General features: G+C 31.8%; 15 protein-coding genes. 11 read left to right on the forward strand and 4 right to left on the reverse strand.

The window, feature by feature from the left end; translation table 11 throughout:
• The first annotated feature begins 132 nt into the window (after positions 1-132).
• Both ilvA and H0I29_RS08335 read left to right on the forward strand, forming a co-directional pair.
• Positions 133-1,395, forward strand: coding sequence for a threonine ammonia-lyase IlvA (gene ilvA / locus H0I29_RS08330; protein ID WP_218755069.1), 1,263 nt, complete (start codon positions 133-135; stop codon positions 1,393-1,395).
• A gap of 169 nt (positions 1,396-1,564) precedes the next feature.
• Positions 1,565-3,157, forward strand: coding sequence for an NADP-dependent glyceraldehyde-3-phosphate dehydrogenase (locus H0I29_RS08335; protein ID WP_218732347.1), 1,593 nt, complete (start codon positions 1,565-1,567; stop codon positions 3,155-3,157).
• Between the two features lie 75 nt (positions 3,158-3,232).
• On the opposite strand, the gene H0I29_RS08340 is transcribed toward H0I29_RS08335, so the two are convergent.
• Positions 3,233-4,060 (reverse strand): universal stress protein, encoded by an 828-nt coding sequence (locus tag H0I29_RS08340; protein ID WP_218755070.1) that lies wholly within the window; start codon positions 4,058-4,060, stop codon positions 3,233-3,235.
• A 175-nt stretch (positions 4,061-4,235) separates the two neighbouring features.
• On the opposite strand from H0I29_RS08340, the gene rimP reads away from it, so the two are divergent.
• The 8 genes from rimP (at position 4,236) to H0I29_RS08380 (ending at position 16,718) form a co-directional block, all read left to right on the forward strand.
• Positions 4,236-4,697 (forward strand): ribosome assembly cofactor RimP, encoded by a 462-nt coding sequence (gene rimP / locus H0I29_RS08345; protein ID WP_218755071.1) that lies wholly within the window; start codon positions 4,236-4,238, stop codon positions 4,695-4,697.
• Between the two features lie 12 nt (positions 4,698-4,709).
• On the forward strand, positions 4,710-5,966 hold the full coding sequence (gene nusA, locus H0I29_RS08350; RefSeq protein ID WP_165734290.1) for a transcription termination factor NusA: 1,257 nt from the start codon (positions 4,710-4,712) through the stop codon (positions 5,964-5,966).
• Positions 5,967-6,026: 60 nt separating this feature from the next.
• Complete coding sequence (gene infB / locus H0I29_RS08355) at positions 6,027-8,915, forward strand: translation initiation factor IF-2 (protein WP_218732351.1); 2,889 nt, start codon at positions 6,027-6,029, stop codon at positions 8,913-8,915.
• A gap of 200 nt (positions 8,916-9,115) precedes the next feature.
• Complete coding sequence (locus tag H0I29_RS08360) at positions 9,116-9,649, forward strand: DUF2911 domain-containing protein (protein ID WP_218755072.1); 534 nt, start codon at positions 9,116-9,118, stop codon at positions 9,647-9,649.
• A 131-nt stretch (positions 9,650-9,780) separates the two neighbouring features.
• Positions 9,781-13,140, forward strand: coding sequence for a class I tRNA ligase family protein (locus H0I29_RS08365; RefSeq protein ID WP_218755073.1), 3,360 nt, complete (start codon positions 9,781-9,783; stop codon positions 13,138-13,140).
• 247 nt (positions 13,141-13,387) lie between these two features.
• Complete coding sequence (locus tag H0I29_RS08370; RefSeq protein WP_218755074.1) at positions 13,388-14,476, forward strand: HesA/MoeB/ThiF family protein; 1,089 nt, start codon at positions 13,388-13,390, stop codon at positions 14,474-14,476.
• Positions 14,477-14,707: 231 nt separating this feature from the next.
• Complete coding sequence (locus H0I29_RS08375) at positions 14,708-14,944, forward strand: hypothetical protein (protein ID WP_218732355.1); 237 nt, start codon at positions 14,708-14,710, stop codon at positions 14,942-14,944.
• A 4-nt stretch (positions 14,945-14,948) separates the two neighbouring features.
• Positions 14,949-16,718: a DNA mismatch repair protein MutS gene (locus tag H0I29_RS08380; RefSeq protein ID WP_218755075.1), complete on the forward strand. Its 1,770-nt coding sequence runs from the start codon at positions 14,949-14,951 to the stop codon at positions 16,716-16,718.
• Positions 16,719-17,622: 904 nt separating this feature from the next.
• Here the strand turns inward: H0I29_RS08380 and mfd are convergent.
• Positions 17,623-20,958: a transcription-repair coupling factor gene (gene mfd, locus H0I29_RS08385; protein ID WP_218755076.1), complete on the reverse strand. Its 3,336-nt coding sequence runs from the start codon at positions 20,956-20,958 to the stop codon at positions 17,623-17,625.
• A gap of 362 nt (positions 20,959-21,320) precedes the next feature.
• On the opposite strand from mfd, the gene H0I29_RS08390 reads away from it, so the two are divergent.
• Complete coding sequence (locus tag H0I29_RS08390) at positions 21,321-21,881, forward strand: hypothetical protein (RefSeq protein ID WP_218755077.1); 561 nt, start codon at positions 21,321-21,323, stop codon at positions 21,879-21,881.
• Positions 21,882-21,895: 14 nt separating this feature from the next.
• On the opposite strand, the gene H0I29_RS08395 is transcribed toward H0I29_RS08390, so the two are convergent.
• Complete coding sequence (locus H0I29_RS08395; RefSeq protein WP_218755078.1) at positions 21,896-22,384, reverse strand: thioredoxin family protein; 489 nt, start codon at positions 22,382-22,384, stop codon at positions 21,896-21,898.
• Positions 22,384-24,627, reverse strand: a complete 2,244-nt coding sequence (locus H0I29_RS08400) for a TonB-dependent receptor (RefSeq protein ID WP_218755079.1) — start codon at positions 24,625-24,627, stop codon at positions 22,384-22,386. Before H0I29_RS08400 ends, H0I29_RS08395 begins: the two co-directional genes overlap by 1 nt.
• Positions 24,628-24,660: the final 33 nt, after the last annotated feature.

The raw sequence follows: 24,660 nt of genomic DNA on the forward strand, positions 1-24,660 counted from the left end.
TTTTTATAATGAAATAAATCCTTGAAAGAGGTGTAATTTAGGTTTCTATAAATTATAATGTCCCCCAAAAATTGAGTTAAAAAAACCTGTTAGATTTCATAATCTGACAGGTTTTATTTTTACATTTGATCGATGCAAACAAACCAAATTTATTATCCAAGTTTAGAAAGTGTAAGAGAGGCTTTAGAGAACTTAAAAGGTGTCGCTTTTGAGACGCCGCTTAGTAAAAACTTTAATTTATCAAAAGAACTAGCAGCAAACATTCTTTTTAAAAGGGAAGACTTACAGGTGGTTCGTTCTTATAAAATTAGAGGAGCATATAATAAGATGTCTTCTTTAACTTTAGATGAAAAACAGCGAGGAATTGTTTGTGCAAGCGCTGGTAATCATGCACAAGGAGTTGCTTTGTCTTGTAAACTACTGCAGATTAAGGGAACTATTTTTATGCCGTCTCCAACACCAAATCAGAAAATTAACCAAGTAAAAATGTTTGGTGAAGATTTTATTGAAATTGTAATTGAGGGAGATACTTTTGATGATGCTTCTGATGCTGCAAAACTAGAATGTGACTCAAAGAACAAAACTTTTATCCATCCTTTTAATGATGAAAAGGTAATAGAGGGGCAGGCTACGGTTGGTTTAGAGGTTTTAAATCAAACTAAAGAAAAAATAGATTATGTTTTTGTGCCTATTGGAGGTGGAGGTTTGTCTGCAGGATTGTCTTCTGTTTTTAAATATCTATCACCAGAAACAAAAATAATTGGTGTTGAGCCAGAGGGAGCTCCTTCTATGCTGACATCTATTCAAAATAAAGAAAATACAACGCTAGATAAAATTGATGCTTTTGTGGATGGAGCTGCTGTAAAGAGAGTAGGCGATTTAAACTTTGCTATTTGTCAGCAAAACCTAGCGGAAGTAATTACAGTTCCCGAAGGTAAAATATGCCAGACCATTTTAGATTTGTACAATAAAGATGCTATTGTAGTAGAGCCTGCAGGTGCTTTAAGTATTGCTGCTTTAGATTTTTTTGCTGATAAAATTAAAGGAAAGAATGTCGTCTGTGTAGTTAGTGGTAGTAATAATGATATTACAAGAACTGCAGAAATTAAAGAACGTGCATTGTTGTATGCAAATCTTAAGCATTACTTTATAGTAAAGTTTCCACAAAGAGCAGGGGCATTAAAAGAGTTTGTAGTAGAGATTTTAGGGCCTAATGATGATATAACTCATTTTGAATATACTAAAAAGAATAACAGAACAAATGGGTCTGCAGTTGTTGGTTTAGAGTTAAAATCTTCTCAAGATTTGGCTCCTTTAATTCAAAGAATGAAAGAAAACAATTTCTTTGGCGACTACCTAAATGACAAGCCAGATTTATTTCAATTTTTGGTGTAATTACATTGAATATTTAAATTATAATAAAAATAGAACCTCGAAAACCATTTCGTGTTTAAAAGTGTAAATGAGGTGTTATACAGTTATTTTTAGTTAATTTTGGACTATAAATAATTAAACTATTTATTTTTAATTATTATTTTTTTTATACAATTTATAAAATTAATTTATGAAGAAACAATTTACAGAGATTCCAGAAGCATATAAGATAACATCACTATTGCACCAAAAAACATATTTAGTTAGTGGTGAGTTAAAAGAGTGGAAAGGTGAAACTACAGAAGTATATTCTACAATTTCATCAACAAAAGAATACAAACCAACCTTATTGGGTACTGTTCCTAATTTAACAGGAGAAGAAGGTTTAGAAGCATTAAATTCTGCTTATAGAGCTTATGATAAAGGGCAGGGTTTATGGCCAACAATGCGTGTTGCAGACAGAATTGAATGTATGGAGGAGTTTGCAGAGCAAATGAAAACTAAACGAGATGAAGTTGTAAAACTGCTAATGTGGGAGATAGGAAAGGCATTACCGGATTCTGAAAAAGAATTTGATAGAACCATCGAGTATATCTACGATACTATTGAAGACTATAAGCAAATGGATAGAGATTCTGCTAAGTTTGAAAAAAGTAGTGGAGTACACGCGCATATTAGACGTGGTCCTTTAGGTGTAGTTTTATGTTTAGGCCCTTATAATTATCCTTTAAACGAAACGTTCGCTTTGTTGATTCCTGCATTAATTATGGGGAATACAGCTGTTTTTAAACCTGCAAAACATGGAGTTTTATTATTATCTCCGTTGTTAGAGGCTTTTCAAAATAGTTTTCCAGAAGGTGTGGTGAATATTATTTATGGTAGAGGTAGGGTTTTAGCTACGCCTATCATGAAAACAGGTAAAGTAGATGTGTTGGCTTTAATAGGTAACAGTAAATCTGCGAATGCAATTCAAGCAAATCACCCTTTTAAAAACAGATTGCGTTTAGTGTTAGGTTTAGAGGCTAAAAATCCTGGAATTGTATTGCCGGATGCAGATTTAGACTTGGCAATAGATGAATGCCTTTCTGGAGCAACTTCTTTTAACGGACAACGCTGTACTGCATTGAAAATTTTATATGTACATGAGCATATTGTAGATAAATTTAACAAACGATTTGCAAAGAGAGTTGATGCTTTAAAATTTGGAAACCCATGGGAAGATGGTGTAAAATTAACACCTTTACCAGAACCAGAAAAACCAGCATATATTCAAGAATTAATTGACGATGCTACTTCTAAAGGAGCGAAAGTGATTAATAAAAAAGGAGGTAAAACTTCTGAAAACTATATTTTTCCAGCTGTTTTATATCCAGTTTCTAAAGATATGAGAGTTTTTAAAGAAGAGCAATTTGGACCAGTAACTCCTATTGTTTCTTTTAAAAATATTCAAGAGCCTTTAGATGATATGGCAGAATCTAATTACGGACAACAAGTAAGTGTTTTTGGTAGTGAAGTAAAAACTTTGGCACCGTTAATTGATACTTTGGTTAATTTAGTGTGTAGAGTAAACTTAAATAGTGCTGCGCAAAGAGGTCCAGATGTATATCCGTTTACGGGAAGAAAAGACTCTGCAGTATCAACTTTAAGTGTACATGATGCTTTGCGTTCTTTTTCTATTAGAACTTTTGTAGCTTCTAAAGACACACCTTACAACAATGCTATTTTAGAAGAGTTGTTAGATAAAAAGGCATCTAATTTTATCAATACAGATTATCTTTTGTAAAAAAAAGGTAGAAATTATATATTTAAAAAACCTCCAATTTTGGAGGTTTTTTTATTCTTGAAACCTACCTAAAAATTAAACCTTAATAGTTAACATTGGTTTTAAAGCATTTTTAGTCAAGTTTTTAATAACACTACCTGTAAATAAATGAGCCAGACCACTTCTACCATGGGTACTTAAGGTAATTAAGTCAGCATTAACATCTTTAGAAAAGTTTAAAATGCCTTTTTCTACTGAAACATCACTATACACGTTTATTTTATGTTTTGGTAAATTGTAATCAGAAATAAAATCTTTTATTTTTTGTTTTGCTTCCGAAGTTGATTGAAAGTTCGCGGGAGTATTTATTTTTAGTAAATGGATATTGCTATTAAAAATTTTTGAAAAATCAACAAACTTACCAAACACTTCCTTATTCTCTTCTTTGAAGTTAGATGCGAAAACTAAATTTTTTAATTTAAACTTTTTACTGTCTTTTTTTACAACAATAACTGGTCTTTTAGAATTTCGTACTACTTTTTCTGTATTAGAGCCAATAAGTATTTCTTCTAGTTCAGAATGACCTTTAGACCCCATTATTATTAAATCTGTATCAATTTTATCTGCATATTTTTGTATGCCCTCAAAAGGATTGTTCAGTTTTATAAAATACTTAACATGGGTGTCTTTACTAAAAAAGTTTTCTTTAAATTCTAGTATCTTTTCTCTAACTTTTCTTAAATACAACATGCTTTCAGGAATACTAAATTTACTTCCATATCCCATGTCTGTAATACCTTTAGGGAGTTCTATTAAATGAATAAGATAAACGGTGGCCTTTGTTTTTCTAGCCATTTTTTCGGCCATTTTACATGCGTATTCAGAAGTTTTAGAAAAATCTATTGGGACTAAAATTTTTTTCATAGTACAACAAATTAGAGGTTAAAGTGATTGTATATAAAGTTACAAAAAATAATTGACTTCAACTTAGTTTGGTAAATCCCAAACATTTAGTATATTTGCACCGAAATTTACAATAAATGGAGAAGGAAGGGGACTAAAGAGTCCCCTCTTTTTATATTTTATTTTAGGATTTAAAATGGACCAAACCAAAGTAAGAAATTTAGTAGAGGAAGCACTGGCCGAGAATGAGTCGTTATATTTGATAGATTTGTCTATCTCAGAAAACAACAAAATTCAGGTTACAGTAGATGGTGATAATGGTGTTCCTTTAAGTGAATGCATTAGAATTAGTAAAAGTGTAGATGGTAATTTTGACAGAGAAGAAGAAGATTTTTCTCTAGAGGTTTCTACACCAGACATAGCGCATCCACTAAAAGTAAAGAGACAATATATTAAAAACATCAATAGAATACTTAAAGTAAAAACTTCTGAAGAAGAATTTGAAGGAACTTTGGTAGAATCGGATGAGGATAAAATTGTTTTAAATTGGAAAGCAAGAGAGCCAAAGCCAATAGGTAAAGGGAAGGTTACTGTAACAAAAACAGCAACTTTAGCCTATAAGGATATTATAGAAGCAAAAGTGAAGATTGTATTTTAAGCAAAAAATGTAATGGAGAATATAGCATTAATTGATTCGTTTTCAGAATTTAAAGATAACAAGAGTATAGACAGAGTAACATTAATGTCTATTTTAGAAGAGGTTTTTAGAGCTGCCCTAAAACGTAAGTTTGGTTCGGATGATAATTTTGATATAATTATTAACCCAGATAAAGGAGATTTAGAAATTTGGAGAAATAGAGTTGTTGTTGCAGATGGTTTTTCTGAAGATGATAATGAAGAAATTGAATTAGCGGAAGCAAGATTAATTGAGCCAGATTTTGAAATTGGTGAAGATGTATCTGAAGAAGTTAAGTTGATAGATTTAGGTAGAAGAGCTATCTTAGCATTACGTCAGAACTTAATTTCTAAAATTTACGAACACGATAGTACAAATATCTTTAAACAATTTAAGGATTTAGAAGGCGAGTTGTATACTGCCGAAGTACATCACATTCGTCACAATGCAATTATTTTGCTTGATGATGAAGGAAACGAAATTGTATTACCGAAAAGCGAGCAAATCCGTTCAGACTTTTTTAGAAAAGGAGATTCTGTAAAAGGAATTATTAAAACGGTAGAATTAAGAGGAAACAAACCAGCGATTATTTTATCTAGAACATCGCCTGTTTTCTTAAATAAATTATTTGAGCAAGAAATTCCAGAAGTTTTTGATGGTTTAATTACTGTTGAAGGAGTTGCAAGAATACCAGGGGAAAAAGCAAAAGTAGCGGTAGATTCTTATGATGATAGAATAGATCCTGTTGGAGCTTGTGTAGGTGTTAAAGGTTCAAGAATTCATGGTATTGTACGTGAGTTAGGTAATGAGAATATAGATGTTATTAACTATACCAAAAACGAGCAGTTATTTATTTCAAGAGCATTAAGTCCTGCAAAAGTGACTTCAATGGAAATAGAAATGTTTGAAGAAGAACGAAATGGTAAAAAAGGACGTGTAAGCGTTTTATTAAAACCAGAAGAAGTTTCTAAAGCAATTGGTAGAGGTGGTGTAAATATTCGTTTGGCAAGTGAGTTAACCGGTTACGAAATAGACGTTAAGAGAGAAGGTCTAGAAGAAGAAGACGTAGAGTTAACAGAGTTTGGAGACGAAATTGAAGATTGGGTTATTGCTGAATTCAAGAAGATTGGTTTAGATACTGCTAGAAGCGTATTAGAAACTAGTGTTGCAGAGTTGGTAAAAAGAACCGATTTAGAAGAAGAAACAATTACGGATGTTCAAAAAATCTTGAAAGAAGAATTTGAGGACTAAGTATAGTAAAGAAGTAACGTAAAAAGCATATTTTTACAAGTATAAAGTTAAAAAGAATATATGTCTGTAGGCAAAACAATGAGGCTTAATAAAGTTTTAAGAGAATTAAACATTTCTCTTGATAGAGCAGTCGAATATTTAGCGGGAAAGGGTCACGAAATAGAATCGAGGCCAACCACTAAAATTACGGGTGACGTCTATCAAGTTTTACTTGATGGCTTTGAAAAAGATGCTAATAAGAAAGCTGCATCTAAAGAAGTTGGTGAAGAAAAACGAAAAGAGAAAGAAGCTATTCGTTTAGAGCATGAAGCTAAATTAGAGAAGAAAAGAGCGGAAGAGGTTAAGAAGGAAGAGGTTTTAAGAGCCAAAGCAGATAAATTAGAGTTTAAGACTGTTGGTAAAATCGATATTGATAATATTGGTAAAAAACCTGCTGAAAAAGTTGAAAAGGTAAAAGAAGAACCTGTAGAGGTTGTTGCAGAACCTAAAGCTAAAACAGAAGAGCCTAAAGTTGAAGAACCTAAAGTAGTAGCAGAAGCACCAGTTGTAGAGACTAAAGCAGAAGCTTCTAAGGAACAAGAAACTCCGGCTGTTGAAAAACCAGTTGAAGAAAAACCAAAGGTGGCAGCACCAGAGGTTAAGAAATCTGTTTCTGAAATAGAAAAAGAAGTTTCTAAAGTTGGTGATAAACCAAAAGGGAAAAAAGACGCTTCAAAATCAGAAGAGAAAGCTGAAGAGGTTACTGCAGAAAATGCAGAAGCTATCAAAACGCAATATAAAAAATTAGACGGTCCTAATTTTACAGGTAAGAAAATTGACTTAAAACAATTTGAAAGACCTAAGAAAAAGAAACCTGAACCTAAAAAAGATGCAAACGCAGACAAAAAGAAACGTAAGCGTATTGTAACTAAAGCTGGTGCACCAGGTTCTGCTACGGCAAGACCAAGTAGACCAGGTCAAGGAAATAGAGCAGGTGGAAGTAGACCTCCATTTAATAGAGGTGGTAGAGGTGCCGCTAGACCAGCAGCAGTTAAAAAAGAAGAACCAACTGAAGCAGAAATTCAAAAGCAAGTAAGAGAAACGCTAGAGAAACTGCAAGGAAAATCTTCTAGAGGTAAAGGAGCAAAATACCGTAGAAATAAAAGAGATGCACACAGAGAACATTCTGATGCTGAGTTAGAAGCTCAAGCATTAGACAACAAGATCTTAAAAGTAACAGAGTTTGTTACTGTAAGTGAAGTTGCTACAATGATGGAAGTTCCTGTAACAAATATTATTTCTGCATGTATGTCTTTAGGTATGATGGTAACAATGAATCAGCGTTTAGACGCAGAAACATTAGTTATTGTTGCTGAAGAATTTAACCACAAAGTAGAATTTGTTGGTGCAGAAGTAGAGGAGTCTATAGAAGAGGTAGTTGATAAACCAGAAGAATTAGAAAATCGTGCACCAATTATTACGGTAATGGGTCACGTAGATCATGGTAAAACATCTTTACTAGATTATATTAGAAAAGCAAATGTTATTGAAGGCGAAAGCGGAGGAATTACACAGCATATTGGTGCATACTCTGTAAAAGTTGGAGATCAAAAAATAGCATTTTTAGATACACCAGGTCACGAGGCGTTTACAGCAATGCGTGCACGTGGAGCTCAGGTAACGGATTTAGTTATTATTGTAGTTGCAGCAGATGATGATGTGATGCCGCAAACTAAAGAAGCAATTTCTCATGCGCAAGCTGCGGGAGTGCCTATTATATTTGCAATCAATAAAATTGATAAACCAAATGCAAATCCAGATAATGTAAAAACGCAATTATCTCAAATGAATTTGTTGATAGAAGAATGGGGTGGTAACATACAGTCTCAAGATATCTCAGCAAAACATGGAACAGGTGTTCCAGAATTATTAGAGAAAGTTTTATTAGAAGCTGAAATTTTAGAATTGAAAGCAAACCCTAATAAAAATGCAGTTGGTGCAGTAGTGGAAGCATTATTAGATAAAGGTAGAGGATACGTTTCTACGATACTAGTACAAGCAGGAACTTTAAAAATTGGAGATTACTTGTTAGCAGGTAAGCACAGTGGTAAAGTAAGAGCAATGTTTGATGATAAAGGAAACAATTTAAAAACTGCCGGACCATCAACACCAGTATCTATTTTAGGTTTAGACGGAGCGCCACAAGCTGGAGACAAGTTTGTAGTATTTGATGATGAAAGAGAAGCAAAACAAATTGCCTCTAAACGTTCTCAATTACAACGTGAGCAATCTGTAAGAACTCAGAAAACATTAACGTTAGATGAAATTGGACGTAGAATTGCGTTAGGAGACTTTAAAGAATTAAACATTATCTTAAAAGGAGATGTAGATGGTTCTGTAGAAGCTTTAACAGATTCTTTCCAAAAACTATCAACAGAAGAAATTCAAGTAAATATTTTACATAAAGGTGTTGGAGCCATTACAGAAAGTGATGTGTTATTAGCAACAGCTTCAGATGCAATTATTGTTGGGTTTAATGTACGTCCGCAAGGAAATGCAAGAGCAGTAGCCGATAGAGAAGAAGTAGATATTAGAACATACTCTATTATTTATGCAGCTATCAATGACTTAAAAGACGCCATGGAAGGAATGTTATCTCCAGAAATGAAAGAAGAAGTTACTGGTAATGTAGAGATTAGAGAAATCTATAAAATCTCTAAAGTTGGTAACATTGCAGGTTGTATGGTAATGTCTGGTAAAATCCAAAGAGATTCTCAAATTAGAATTATTAGAGACGGAATTGTAGTACACGACGGAACTTTAACAGCGTTAAAACGTTTTAAAGATGATGTTAGAGAAGTTACAAAAGGATTCGATTGTGGTATTCAAATTAAAAACTATAATGATATTATAGAAGGAGATGTAATTGAAGCTTACAAGGAAGTAGCAGTTAAGAAGAAATTGAAATAATAATTTCAAAACTTAGATATAAGATCGAGATTTCAGCATGCTGAAATCTCGATTTTTTTTTTATAACAATGAATTTAATCAGTGGTTTTGGTGTTTATTTGCTATTATACTTATTTTAGCATAAATAATCATAAACCTTTGTAAGGTTTTCACTTTTAAGAGGACTTGAATACTAATATTATAAATAAATATAACAAACCATGAAAAAATCTATTTTATCAATTGCAATTTTTGCTATTACATTAATTAGTTCAACAGGAACAAATGCACAAGACTTTAAAGGTTTAGATAAAAGCCCAATGGATGGTGCTGCATACCCAAGTAGTTATAAAATTTCAGACAAAGTTGTAAAAGTAACTTACGGAAGACCACAATTAAATGGAAGAGAATTAAGTAAATTAGCTCCTGTTGATGAAGTTTGGAGAACAGGTGCAAATGAAGCTGCAGAAATTACTTTCTACAAAGATGTTGTTTTTGGTGGTAAGGCTGTAAAAGCAGGAACTTATACGTTATTTACAATTCCTAAAACCGAAGGAGATTGGGTTGTAATTTTAAGTACAGCAAAAAATGTTTGGGGATCTTATTTTTATAAAGAAGACCAAGATGTTGTTAGAGTACCAGGTACGGTTTCTACATCAGATAAAAACATAGAAGCGTTTTCTATGATGTTTGCAGATGATATGACTTTAAAAATGGGATGGGCTAATACAATAGTTTCTGTTTCTATTAAATAATTTTCTTTAAGAAATAATTGAATCCGTCTAAAGAAATTTAGACGGATTTTTTATGTCATTTAATTTAAAGAAATGAATTTCTTGCTTACAAAGAATAAACGTAAATTTGTGCACTTTAATAAAAGAATCAAATGCAATATAATCACTTAGATATAGAAAAGAAATGGCAAAAATTTTGGGCAGAGAACCAAACTTTTAAAGCCAGTAATGAATCGGAAAAACCTAAATATTATGTTTTAGACATGTTTCCTTATCCATCCGGAGCAGGTTTACATGTTGGGCATCCTCTAGGATATATTGCCAGTGATATTTATTCACGTTACAAGCGTCATAAAGGTTTTAATGTACTGCATCCGCAAGGATATGATTCTTTTGGTTTACCGGCAGAACAATATGCCATTCAAACAGGTCAACATCCAGCTAAAACAACAGAAGAAAATGTTGCTACTTACAGAAGACAATTAGATACTATCGGTTTTTCTTTTGATTGGAGTAGAGAAGTAAGAACTTCTAGTCCGGAATATTATAAATGGACTCAGTGGATTTTTATTCAATTGTTCAATTCTTGGTACAATAAAGATTCGGATAAAGCGGAAGATATTTCTACTTTAGAAACAATCTTTAAAAAAGATGGAAATGCAACTGTAAATGCTGTTTGTGATGAAGAAATTAAATCTTTTTCTGCAGATGAATGGAAAGCGTTATCAACAAAAGAACAAGAAGAAATATTATTACAATACCGTTTAACATTTTTATCAGATACAGAAGTAAACTGGTGTCCTGCTTTAGGAACTGTTTTAGCTAATGATGAGATTGTAAACGGAGTATCAGAACGTGGAAGTCATCCTGTTATTCGTAAAAAGATGACACAATGGTCTATGAGAATTTCTGCATATGCACAGCGTTTGTTAGATGGATTAGAAAAAATAGATTGGCCACAACCATTAAAAGACTCTCAAACCAATTGGATTGGACGTTCGCAAGGAGCAATGGTTTCTTTTGATGTTGATAATGGTGCTAAAAATACTTCTTCGGAAGTAAAATTATCATACAAAGAATTAGAAGCATTAAAAGAATTACGTCAGAATTTATCGAAAGCAGAAGCAATTCTTTGGGATGAATTAAAGAATAAAAAAGGAGCATCAAAATTTAGAAAAAAATATACAATTGGTACCTTTTTGGTAGATTATGTATGTTTAGCTAAAAACTTAATTGTTGAATTTTCTGGTAAAGAAGATGAAGAAGCAAGAACAGCATTTTTTAATAATGAAAGTTTTAATGTTGTTCGTTTTAAAAACGAAGAAGTAGTTGAAAATGTATTAAAAGTTGTTGCTGCAATTAATACAGCAATTCAGTTTCCAAAAAAGATTGAAAAATCAGTAGAAACAGAAGTAGTTGTAAAAGACGAGAAGTCTTATAAGATTGATGTTTTTACAACAAGACCAGATACCATTTACGGAGTAAGTTTTATGACATTAGCTCCAGAACATGAGTTGGTATCAAAAATTACAACAGATGCTCAAAAAGCAGAAGTTGAGGCATATATTACAGCTACTGCAAAACGTTCTGAACGTGATAGAATGGCAGATGTAAAAACCATTTCAGGAGCTTTTACAGGTGCGTATGCAATTCACCCTTTTTCAGGTGAAAAGGTTCAAATTTGGATTGGAGATTACGTATTAGCAAATTACGGAACAGGAGCAGTTATGGCTGTACCTTGTGGAGATCAACGTGATTATGATTTTGCAAAACATTTTGGAATTCCGATTCCTAATATTTTTGAAGGTGTAGATATTTCTGAAGAAGCACACACTGGAAAAGACGGAACAAAGATTGCAAATTCTGATTTTTTATCAGGATTAAAATATAAGAAAGCTTTAAAATTAGCCATTTTCGAAATGGAAAAACGTGGCTTTGGTTACGGAAAAATAAATTACCGTTTGCGCGATGCTGTTTTTAGCAGACAACGTTATTGGGGAGAACCTTTCCCAGTTTATTATAAAGACGGTATGCCACAAATGATTGATGCAGAACATTTGCCAATCGTATTACCAGAAGTAGAAAAATACTTACCAACGGAAGATGGAAAACCACCTTTAGGGAACGCAACAGAATGGGCTTGGGATTCTCGAGGCAAGAAAGTGGTTTCTAACGATAAGTTAAAAAACAAAACTGTTTATCCTTTAGAGCTAAATACAATGCCAGGTTGGGCGGGTAGTTCTTGGTATTTTAACAGATACATGGATGCTACAAATTCTAACGAGTTTGCAAGCAAAGAAAACCTAGACTACTGGAAAGAAGTAGATTTATATATTGGAGGATCTGAACATGCAACTGGGCATTTATTATATGCTCGTTTTTGGCAGAAATTCTTGTTCGATAAAGGAATTGTACCTGTAGATGAGTTTGCTAAAAAGCTTATTAATCAAGGAATGATTTTAGGAACTTCTGCTTTTGTTTACAAAGCAACTGCTTTTGTAAAGAATGGTTGTGGTTGTTCTGATGAAAAATCTATGGATGATGTTTTAGAGAAAATACCAACCGTATTTGTGTCTAAAAATGCATTTACTTCTGATGATGAATTTGAAACGGTTGTTATAAATTACTTATTAGATAATAAATTCTTAGATCCTAATTTTGCGGATTTAGTAATGATTACTAAAACGGCTTTACATGCAGATGTTTCTTTAGTAAATGCTTCTGATGAATTAGATGTTGATGGATTTAAAAATCATGCTTTAAATGCTGATTATAAAAATGCTGAATTTGTTTTAGAAGACGGAGCTTATAAAGTAGGACGTGAAGTAGAAAAAATGTCTAAGTCTAAATACAATGTGGTAAATCCTGATGCTATTTGTGAAGAATACGGAGCAGATAGTTTACGTTTATTCGAAATGTTTTTAGGTCCTTTAGAACAAGCGAAGCCTTGGAAAACTTCTGGTATTTCTGGAGTTTCATCTTTCTTAAAGAAATTATGGAAACTGTACTTTAATGAAGAAGTATTTGAAGTATCTGATGCAGCAGCAACAAAAGACGAGTTAAAGACATTGCATAAAACCATTAAAAAAGTAGAAGATGATATAGAGAATTTCTCTTTTAACACATCGGTTTCTACTTTTATGATTGCTGTAAACGAGTTAACTGCTTTAAAATGTAATAAACGTGCAATATTAGAACCTTTAGCAATTTTGGTTTCTCCTTATGCACCTCACATTGCAGAAGAGTTATGGAGTTTATTAGGTCATAAAGAATCTATTTCTACTGCCGATTTTCCTGTTTTTGAAGCAAGTCATTTAGTGGAAAGTGCTAAAAATTATCCTATTTCTTTTAACGGGAAAATGCGTTTTACATTAGAACTTCCTCTAGATTTATCAAAAGAAGAAATAGAGAAAATAGTAATGGAAAATGAAAAAACAATTACTCAATTAGATGGAAAAGCACCTAAAAAAGTAATTATTGTTCCTGGTAAGATTATAAACATCGTAATCTAGTACACGTAACGTGTTCTTTTGTATTAGCTTGTTTTTGTCATTCCGAACCAAGAATTGAGGAGGAATCTTATAAAGATAGTAACTGTTTTTTATGAGATTTCTCAATCGCAAAAAAGCTCATTTCGAAATGATAAATTATGCAATTCATATATTAGAAAATATAAGTAAGTCAAACATATTTTAGAGATAATTAAAAGCCATTGCAATTTTGTGATGGCTTTTTTTATTTAACTATCTTGTGAGCTGAATGAGTGTAACAAAAGAGCAACTTTTTAAACGTCAAATTACTTTATCTGAGATTGGTGAAGAAGGTCAGGATCAACTACAAAAAGCATCTGTTTTAGTGGTTGGTTGTGGCGGATTAGGAAGTCCGATTGCTGTGTATTTGGCCGCAAGCGGAATTGGGAAAATTCATCTCGTAGATTTTGATACTGTTGATGTTTCTAATTTACATAGACAAGTTTTTTATAGTTTAGAAGATGTTGGCAAATCAAAAGCAGCAGTTTTATCAGAATTTATAAAAAAGAGAGCCGCTTTTACTGATGTTAGTTTTACTAATAAACCAATTACTAAAGAAAACGTTTTTGAGTTGATTTCTGAATTTGATATTATTGTAGATGGCACAGATTCTCTACCTACAAAATATTTGTTAAATGATGCTTGCGTCATTAAAAATAAGCCATTGGTTTATGGTTCTTTGTATAAGTTTGATGGATATGTAGCTACTTTTAATGTTTTACAAAATGACGGAAGTTATTCAGCCAATTTAAGAGATGCTTTTCCAGAAATGGCAACAGATGTTCCTAATTGTTCAGAAGCGGGAACTATGAACGCTATTGTTGGTCTCATTGCTACGCAACAAGTAAATGAAGTTATAAAATTGATAACAAGTATTGGAAAACCGTTAGCAAATGAATTATTGATTTACAATTCGCTTCAAAATACACAATTAAAAATGAAGTTAAAACCAACCGTTTTAAAAGATAAGATTGCTAAATTATTTGAAGTACAAGCGTATTTTGATGCAGTTTGTGAGCTTCAAAATAAGGATTGGCAAATATCATCAGAAGAGTTAAAAGAACGTTTGGCACTTCAAGAGCAATCGAAAAGTTTAGAATTGATAGCCGTTTTACCGAATTTAAAATTGCCTTTTAAGGTGGATCAAACAATTCCTATTCAAGAGTTTGATGTAGATGCTATTCAGGTAGATTTTAATAAAACCTATGTAATGGTTTGCCAAAGAGGGTTAAATAGTTACAGAGCGACCAGAATATTAAAGAAAAAATATCCAGCATTAACTGTTTTAAGTTTAACTGGAGGAATATCTGTTTATTAAGTTTTGAAGGATAAAAACTTAATTATTCACTTTGGCAAAAGATCTATTTTCAGTAGAGCTCTTGCGGCAATTTTCTACTCATTAACGTTGTTTTTAGTGTATAAATATTTTATTATAGAAAGTTCGTTTTCTCTTAATAAGTTAAGGTCAAATGTGTTTTCTATTACATCATTAATTATACTTGGTATTAAGTTTTCGGTTTTGGAAAGTCATCATTTTAATTTTCAAGAAATGAAATATAGAAAATTTTATTCTGTAGGACCTGTTGGCTTTGGAAAATGGAAAAGAATAAGAAAATTAGATAGAGTTTCTACATTTTTAAATGTAAGAGAAGAATGCGAAGTTAATATTTGGGATATTAGAAATAAAAAATATAGAATAGCTGTTTTTGGTGAGATTGATAACGCAGTTGATTATGGTAGAGATTTAGCCAAAAACTTAGAAATTAAATTTTTAGAAAGAAATTAAAAGAATGAAAACTCCTGTAGATTTTTATAGTCAAGAAAAGTTAACATTAGAAAAAGAAGCAACCATTTTAAAACGTAAATCGGTAAACTTAAGTGTTTTTAGATTTGCAGTTTTCTTAGCGACTTGCTTTTTAGTGTATTTAACTTTTGGTAGTTATCCCGATGTTTTTATCATCGCTTTTTTAGGGATTTTATTATTTGGTTTTTTAGTAGTAAAACAGGTTGGTTTACAAAGAAAACGAGCTATTGTTAAAGCTAAAATTAACATCAATAATACAGAACTAGAAGTTTTAAATAGGAATTTCCATCATTTAGAATCTGGAGAGGAATTTGTTAACCCAACGCATTATTATAGTAATGATATCGATTTGTTTGGTGTTGGTTCGTTTTTTCAATATGCAAATAGAACGGTAACAGGTGAAGGGAAGAAACTACTTGCAAATACGTTTACAGAAAATAAAACAGACGGAATTGTAGAGAAGCAAAATACTATTAAAGAATTAGCTACAAAAGTAACTTGGAGGCAGCATTTTTCCGCTTTGGCAAGTTTAATAACCACAAAAGATACGTCTGGTTTTATTGTAAATTGGATTCAGGAGTATACAGCAGTTTTACCTGCTTTTTTAAAGGGAGTACAAATTGGTTTTTCGGTAGTTTCTTTAGTTTTAATTAGTTTAATTTCTTTTGGATTTGTTTCGTTTACCTATTTAATTCTTTGGTTTTTTATAGGTCTATTCATCACAGCAGCTTATGTTAAAAAAACAGGTAACTTATATGCTGATACAGATAAAGTGAGAGAAACTTTTAAGCAATATCACGTATTATTAAATGAAATTGAAAGCGAAAAATTTACTTCTAAAGTTTTAGTAGAAAAACAAGCTATTATTAATTCCGAGAGTAAAAAAGCTTCTACAATTTTTAAAGAATTTTCTAAAGTTTTAGATGGATTTGATCAACGTAATAATATTTTAATTTCAGTGGTTGGTAACGGACTTTTTTTAATTGAAATTTTCAATGCTTGCAGAGTAGAAAAATGGATTACTACCTACAAACACACGGTAGATAAATGGTTTTCTGTGGTTGCTTTTTTTGATGCTCAAAATTCTTTAGCAAACTTTCATTTTAACCATACAAAATTTATTTTCCCAGAAATTACAGTTGAGAAAGGAGTTATAAAAGCTGCTAATTTAGGACACCCTTTATTAAAAGTTGATAAAAGAATTGACAACGATTTTACCATTGATAAAGAACAGTTTTTTATTGTTACAGGAGCAAATATGGCTGGAAAAAGTACTTTTTTAAGAACTATTTCTTTGTCTATTGTTATGGCAAATTGTGGTTTGCCAGTGTGTGCAGATAGTTTTAAATATGCGCCTATAAAACTGATTACAAGTATGCGAACAACAGATTCTTTAACGGAAGATGAATCGTATTTTTATTCTGAGTTAAAGCGTTTAAAGTTTATTGTTGATGAAATTAAAACTACAGATTACTTTATCATTTTAGATGAAATTTTAAAAGGAACCAACAGTAAAGACAAGGCAATTGGTTCTAAAAAGTTTGTTGAAAAGTTAACAAAATCTAAGTCCACCGGAATTATTGCAACCCACGATGTGAGTTTGTGTGAATTAGAAAACGAATTTTCGGGTATTAAAAACTATTATTTTGATGCAGAAATTATAGACGATGAATTGCACTTCGATTACACCTTAAAAAACGGAATTTGTAAAAACATGAATGCTTCTTTCTTATTGCAGAAAATGGAAATTGTTTAGTGTGTTAATTCGATGAAAAGTATAGAATTGTTACTTCAGCTTTAGGAGAAGTCTCATAAAGAGGAGAACGCAAAATGGAGCAACATTATGTGATTTCTCTCTGCGATCGAAATGACAAAAGAACGTAAAAAAAACACCCAATTGTCACTTCGAAGTATTGAGAAGTCTCATAACAGTGATAACACGACGTGAGCTACTTTATGCGATTTCTCCCAAAAGGTTGAAAAGACAAAACTGTATGGAAAGACAGGGTAGACTGAATCACTCAAACCCGTAACAATTGTCACTTCGAAGTATTGAGAAGTTGCATAACAGTGATAATACAACGTGAGCTACTTTATGTGATTTCTCCCAAAAGGTCGAAAAGACAAAACTGTGTGTAAAGACAGTGTAGACTGAATCACTTAAACTCGCAACAATTGTCACTTCGAAGTATTGAGAAGTCTCATAACAGTGATAACATAACGTGAGCTACTTTATGCGATTTCTCCCAAAAGGTCGAAAAGACAAAACTGTATGTAAAGACAGTGTAGACTGAATCACTTAAACCCGTAACAATTGTCACTTCGAAGTATTGAGAAGTTGCATAACAGTGATAACACAAAGTTGAGCTGTTTTATGCGATTTCTCCCAAAAGGTTGAAAAGACAAAACTGTATGTAAAGACAGTGTTGACTGAATCACTTAAACCCGTAACAATTGTCACTTCGAAGTATTGAGAAGTCTCATAACAGTGATAACACAAAGTAGAGCTGTTTTTATGTGATTTATCCCAAAAAGTCGAAAAGACAAACATGGTAAACAAAAGCGAGCAAACAAGTTTAGCCCTGATTGAAACGACATCCTTTTTGCTTTTTCAGCAAAAAGATATAGAGGAAAGCAGGAAATAGCTTCTAAAAAGATACCTAAACTTTTTGTAAGACTCCCAATGCGGTTTTTACAGTATCAATTCTAATAAAAGTAATTAATAAACGAATTCCGTTTTTGCTTTCTTTCTCTTTCATTACGCAACTTTTAGGGTTTAGTTGCACATATTTTAACATTCTTGTAAACGCATCTGTGTGATAAAAATCGCTTTGTTGATTTGCTACAAAATAACCCATCATTCTTTTTTGCTTTAGAATCACTTTCTCTAAACCAAGTTCTTTTGCCAACCATTTTATACGAACAGAATCTAATAAATCTTCTACTTGCGTAGGGATTTCTCCAAAACGATCTATAATTTCAGTTTCGAAAACCTGAATTTCATCCTCTGTTTTAAGTTCTCCTAATTTATTATACAAAGCCAATCTTTCTGTAATGGAGTTGATGTAGTCATCTGGGAATAAAATTTCGAAATCAGTATCAATTGTAACCTCTTTTACGTACTCTTTTGGTTTGGAATTATCTGTAGGATACAATTCTTTAAATTCATTCTCTTTCAGTTCTTCGATGGCTTCTTGCAATATTTTCTGATAGGTGTCAAACCCAATATCATTGATAAAACCACTTTGTTCTCCACCTAATAAATCTCCAGCTCCACGAATTTCTAAATCTTTCATGGCAATGTTAATTCCGCTTCCTAAGTCTGAAAATAATACCAAGGCTTCTATACGTTTTCTGGCATCATCCGTCATCATATGATAAGGAGGTGTTATAAAATAACAGAAGGCTTTTTTGTTAGAACGACCAACTCTACCACGCATTTGGTGTAAATCTGATAATCCGAAATTATTGGCATTGTTAATAAAAATAGTGTTGGCATTTGGTACATCTAAACCACTTTCTATAATGGTTGTAGAAACCAAAACATCAAAATCTCCATTCATAAAACCGAGCATTAAGCCCTCTAGTTTTTTACCTTCCATTTGTCCGTGACCAATACCTACTTTTGCATTTGGCACTAAACGTTGAATTAAACCTGCAACTTCTTTAATATTCTCTATTCTATTATGAATAAAGAAAACTTGTCCTCCACGGGAAACTTCGTAAGCAATAGCATCTCTTACTGTTTCTTCAGAAAAACGGATGACATTACTTTCTATAGGATGTCTGTTTGGTGGCGGTGTTTTTATAACCGATAAATCTCTTGCAGCCATTAAACTAAACTGCAACGTTCTAGGAATTGGAGTTGCGGTTAAGGTTAAAGTATCTACATTTTCCTTTAAAGTTTTTAACTTGTCTTTTACAGCAACACCAAATTTTTGCTCTTCGTCGATAATTAATAAACCTAAATCTTTAAATTGTAAGCGTTTGTTTGTAAGTTGATGCGTACCGATTATAATATCTACAGAACCATCATTTACACCATTTATAGCTTCTGTTTTTTGTTTTGCTGTTCTAAAACGGTTTAGGTAATCTATACGGACAGGGAAATCTTTTAAACGCTCGGTAAAAGTTTTATAATGTTGAAAAGCTAGTATGGTTGTAGGTACTAAAATTGCAACTTGCTTGCCGTTATCTACCGCTTTAAAAGCAGCTCTTACGGCAACTTCTGTTTTACCAAAACCAACGTCACCACAAACCAAACGGTCCATTGGTTGTTCTTTTTCCATATCTAATTTTACAGCTTGTGTAGATGTAAATTGATCTGGCGTATCTTCATACATAAAGCTACCTTCTAGCTCATGTTGAATGTGAGTATCTGGGCCAAAAGCGAATCCTTTTTGGAGTTTTCTTTTTGCGTATAATTGAATTAAATTAAAAGCAACATGTTTAACTCGGGCTTTTGTTTTTTGTTTAATTTTTTTCCAAGCACCAGAACCTAATTTATATATTTTAGGCGCTTTACCATCTTTTCCATTAAATTTAGAAATCTTGTGAAGCGAGTGAATACTTACATATAAAATGTCTCTTTCTCCATAGACCAATTTAATGGCTTCTTGCTTTTTACCTTGAACATCAATTTTTTGTAAACCACCAAATTTTCCAATTCCGTGATCCATGTGTGTTACGTAATCGCCAATTTCTAGTTTGTTTAAATCTTGAAGGGTAATGGCTTGTTTTTTAGCGTACCCGTTTTTTAATCGGAATTTATGATAACGTTCAAAAATTTCATGATCGGTGTAACAAACCAACCTATTATCTACATCTACAAAACCTTGGTATAATGGAAAAACAACGGTTTCGTAATGTACTTCTTGTTCTGCATCATCAAAAATATCGTGAAAACGTTTTGCTTGCTGATCGTTGGCACAAAAAATGTAATTAGTAAATTCTGCTTTATGATATTCTTCTAAATTCTCTATTAATAAATCGAACTGCTTATTAAATGAAGGTTGCGCAATGGTATTAAATTTAATTTCTGAAAGACCTTTCGTTTGTGTTTTAGTAGATATTTCTATGAGTGAAAAATCTTGTATTTGATTTTTGATATAACTTCCATCACAAAATAACTCACTTGGTTTTGCGTGTTTTATTTCTTTGGATAAATTTTGGAAAGCATCTTCTGCCTTTTGATAAAATTTATCTAGATTTCCGGTAATTAAATCAATGTTTTTTGCAAAAATGACTGTTTTTGAGGAGATGTATTTAAGAAAACTTTCTCTGTTTTCTTGTAGTGTTTTGTTTTCTACATTTGGCATAATAGAAACCTTTTTCAGTTTCTCATTAGAGAGTTGTGTCTCTACATCAAAAGAACGAATACTGTCTATTTCATCACCAAAAAATTCTACTCGATAAGGTTCATCATTAGAAAAAGAAAAGACATCTATAATTCCTCCACGTACAGAAAAGTCTCCAGGTTCTGTAACAAAATCTACACGTTTAAATTTGTATTCGAATAAAACTTCGTTAACAAAATCGAGTGATAAACTTTCGCCTACAGCTACTTTTAACGTATTTTTTTCTAATTCTTTTTTGGTAACCACTTTTTCGAATAACGCAGTTGGGTAGGTTACAATTACAACAGGTTTTTTACGAGAATTAATTCGGTTTAAAACTTCTGAACGTAGTAAGACATTAGCATTATCAGTTTCTTCAATCTGATAAGGCCTTCTGTATGATCCTGGGTAAAAAAGAACATTTTTTTCACCTAACAATTGTTCTAAATCGTTAAGGTAATAAGCTGCTTCTTCTTTATCATTGAAGATTAAAAGATACGGTTTATCTACTTTTTTAAAAGTTTCTGAAATAACAAAAGACAACGAAGATCCGACCAAATTCGATATTTGAAAATGGTTTTTATCTTGTTGAAGTTGGTTAATTATCTGCGATACATTCGCAGAGTTTTGATATTGATTTACAATGTTCTGCTTGCTCAACCCGAAATATTTTAGCAAAGATATTAATTTGAATTTGTTAAATATAAAATGTTTAAAAACTATTTTAAATAAGATATAATCTTTTATTAAAATAGTTTAGTGAAATTTACGTTTATATTCTATAATGAGGATTTAATTATCTTTGTTGCATCTTAAAATAGTAGATTATAATGTAAGGTATTCGTTTGTAAATTATCAATTTAGAATTTATTAGGTGTTATTTTTATCATTTTCGAATAAATAAAACTTTAACGCAAATAAAATATACAGCACTTTATTTTCTTCGTTAAATCAATATCTTTGCCAAAAAAAATATTAGAAATTGCAAATTGCTTTTCTTCTCCCTAAAAAAGAAAATTAAAATGAAAAATATAGTTCTTATTCTTGTTTTTTTATTCACATTAAATAGTTTCAGTCAGAATGAAGTTAATAAATGGGCTGTAACAATTGGTACCGGTTCTGTTCTTTATTCTGTAGAAAATGGCCCAGATATGGGAGGTAGGCTTATTCCTCAATTTCCTAGATTATCTGTTGCTACCTACCTTTTTAAGAATATAACTTTAGCTGGTAGTATTTCTAGTGATTTTAATGATAGTCAAAAATACACCACTTATGACGGTGAGGTTAGATATGATTTTGGTACTTCAGAAAACACAATAAATCCCTATATATTAATTGGAGGTAGTCTTGTAAAGTCTAAACATGTATTACCAACTTTAAATTTTGGTATCGGTGGTACACTTTGGATTTCTGATCATTTTGGTTTACAAGGTGTATTAATGCATAAGTATAATGAAGAAAGATTCCAAAGTCAACGTTCTCACACATTTGGATCAGTCGGTGTTACATATCGTTTTTCACTAAGTGGAGGGAATGGTCGTTCTACTTCTGGAAGAAAACGTATTTGGGAATCTAAGCATTAATTTCTTCTATTATCTTATGGTAATTTGCCATTATGATTTTTATTTGAGACTATGTAACTTGTTAATATTTTAGTGATTTCTTCTGCTGATAGAAATGAGTCTATCTGCTCATCAATAGTATTGTTTGTACTTATAATAATAGTAGAAGGATAGCTAATTGTGTTGTTTTTAGAAGCGAGCACTTCTACTATCTGATGAACTCCTGATTTATTTTTAAAAATTCTACCTTTTATGTTTATGGAGTCTTTACTTTCTGCATCAAAAGAAACAAAGTAAAAATGTTTGTTTAATAAATTTATAACTTTTTTATCGATAAAAGTATTCTTTTTCATAGCAAAACAATACTTACACCAGCTTGTGTGAAAAAAGACTATAATTGGCTTCTTTTCTTTTTCTTGTAATTTAAAAGCTTCTTCAAATGAATAATTTAGTAAAGTGTTGTTTTTCTGCCCATATAAAATACAGGTGGAAAGTATAAAAAAGAAAAGAAGCGTGTTTTTCATTATTGTATTTTATATCTAAGTCCTGCAAACATACGTATACCTTGGTTACCGGCATATACATAAGCTGGGTCGAATGCTAATTCTGGATTTGTTTCTGTATCTACTCCAACGTCAAAAGGATTGTCGCTATTTAAGATACTGTTAGCGGCAGGAGTGAAGTTTAATAAATTTTTTACCCCACCAAAAACTTCAAAAGTGTTGCTAATTTTTTTAGTAGCTTGTATGTTTTGTATACTATACCAAGGAGATGTTGGAGATCTAGGGTCATTTTCTCCCAATAAAGGTAAATCCATAGGTCCGTAAATGTTACCAGTGTAGTCAAGTAATAAATCGATAGATTTTATTCTGTAAGAAATACTCCAAGTACCACTAAAACTTTCTGTTAATAGCTGTCTTTCGGTAACTCCTTCTTCTGTTGTAGATACATCCATTAAAGTTGCACCAGCTATAATTGAAAGACCATTTCTAAAATTAATATCTGTATTTAGAGATATACCTTTAGATACTGCATAACCATCATCTAAGTTACCATAGATTATTTTGGAAGTATCAGTTTCATAATCTGCAACTATTTTATTGTTGAAATGCGTGTAAAAAACACTTCCATCTAAATTAATAATGGTATTATTTTTTGTAACTATTTTTTTAACATAGTTAATGTTTGCATTCCAAGAAGTTTCTGGAAGCAACTCATCTTCAAAAAATACGTCTCTGTTTCCTGTAAGGGCAGCATGGTCTTCTGTAAAAACATTAGCAACTCTAAAACCATTACCAATACTAACTCTTAAAACATCTTCGTTATTATCGGAATTCCATTTATAATTTACTCTTGGAGAAAAGACGCTTCCGTGTACATTATTATGATCATATCTTGCCCCTAACAAAAGTTTGCTTTTTGGTGCTAATGTAATTTCATCTTGAATAAAAACACCTGGTAAGTGAGTGATTGATGGATCGTTTTCTGTTTCACTGCCAGTTGCAGTGGTATTGTCGTCGTAATTTGTGTAACGATAAGCAACTCCCATTAATACATCATGGTTTTTTCCAAAAGTAGTGTCGTATGTTAATTGTCCAAAAGCAATAAATTGATCAGCTTTATAAAACGTATCTCCGTAGTAAGAATTTTGGTCATGTCCATTCGCACTAAATTGAAAATTTAATTTTTCATCTGTAGGTAATTGGTAGGTTCCAAAAGTTTCCCATCTACTTGTGTAAATACTTTCTCCATAAATTTCTGTTCCACCTCTAAATTCAGGTGTCCAATCCATTTCTCCACCCCATCTATCTTCGTAAACATAACGACCAGCTACCGTAAAAACACGATTGTTTTTTCTTTCGAAATCAAATTTATTAAAAATAGAAATTCTGTTTTGTAAGGTTAAATCTGTAAAACCATCATTGTTGTTATCAATTGGGTTTTGGTAATTAAAATAATTGATCCCTAATAAAGCATTCGTTTTTCCTAGCTTGTATTTTAAACCAATATCAGTATTCACTTCTCCCCAAGAACTAGCGTAAGAATCTATCGTAAACAAAGGTGAAGAAGATGGTTTTTTAGTGATAATATTAATGATACCTCCAACTGCCTCAGAGCCATATAAAGTTGAAGCGGGGCCTTTTACAATTTCTACACGTTCTATTAATGCTTGTGGAATTCCTGTTAGTCCATAAACCGTAGAAAGTCCGCTTACAATTGGCATTCCGTCAATCATAACAAATGTATAAGCACCCTCTAATCCGTTTATATGAATATCACCAGTATTGCAAACACTGCAGTTTACTTGTGGACGAACACCATTTACATTCTGCATTGATTCGAATATGGATGGTGATGGATTTTTTATAAAAAAGGTAGGAGAGTATACTTCTACGGGCACAGGGCTGTCTAATTTCTTAACAGGTTTCATGGTTCCAGAAATAACTATCTCATCTAAAGAGTTATCTTCTGATAGAGATAAATTTTGAGTAATTTTTTGATTTTCATCAATCGTTATTTTTATGAATTTAGATTGATAACCAACACTACTCGCAACAAGTGTGTAATTTCCTTTAGGGATATCTTTTAGTTTATAATAACCGTTTTCGTTAGAAGCTGTTCCAATTTTAGAGTTTTTTAAATAAACATTCACGTAAGCTAATGCATTTGAGCTATTCGTTATTTTTCCAGAAATAGAATTGTTTTGGGAAAAAATTGTGTTTAAGCTGATAAGTGCTGTAAATAATAGAAGTCTTTTTAGTTTCATTTGATAAATATTTTTGACAAATATAATTTATTT

Origin of the sequence: Polaribacter sp. R2A056_3_33 (assembly GCF_019278485.1) — a bacterium.
Lineage (GTDB): Bacteria > Bacteroidota > Bacteroidia > Flavobacteriales > Flavobacteriaceae > Polaribacter.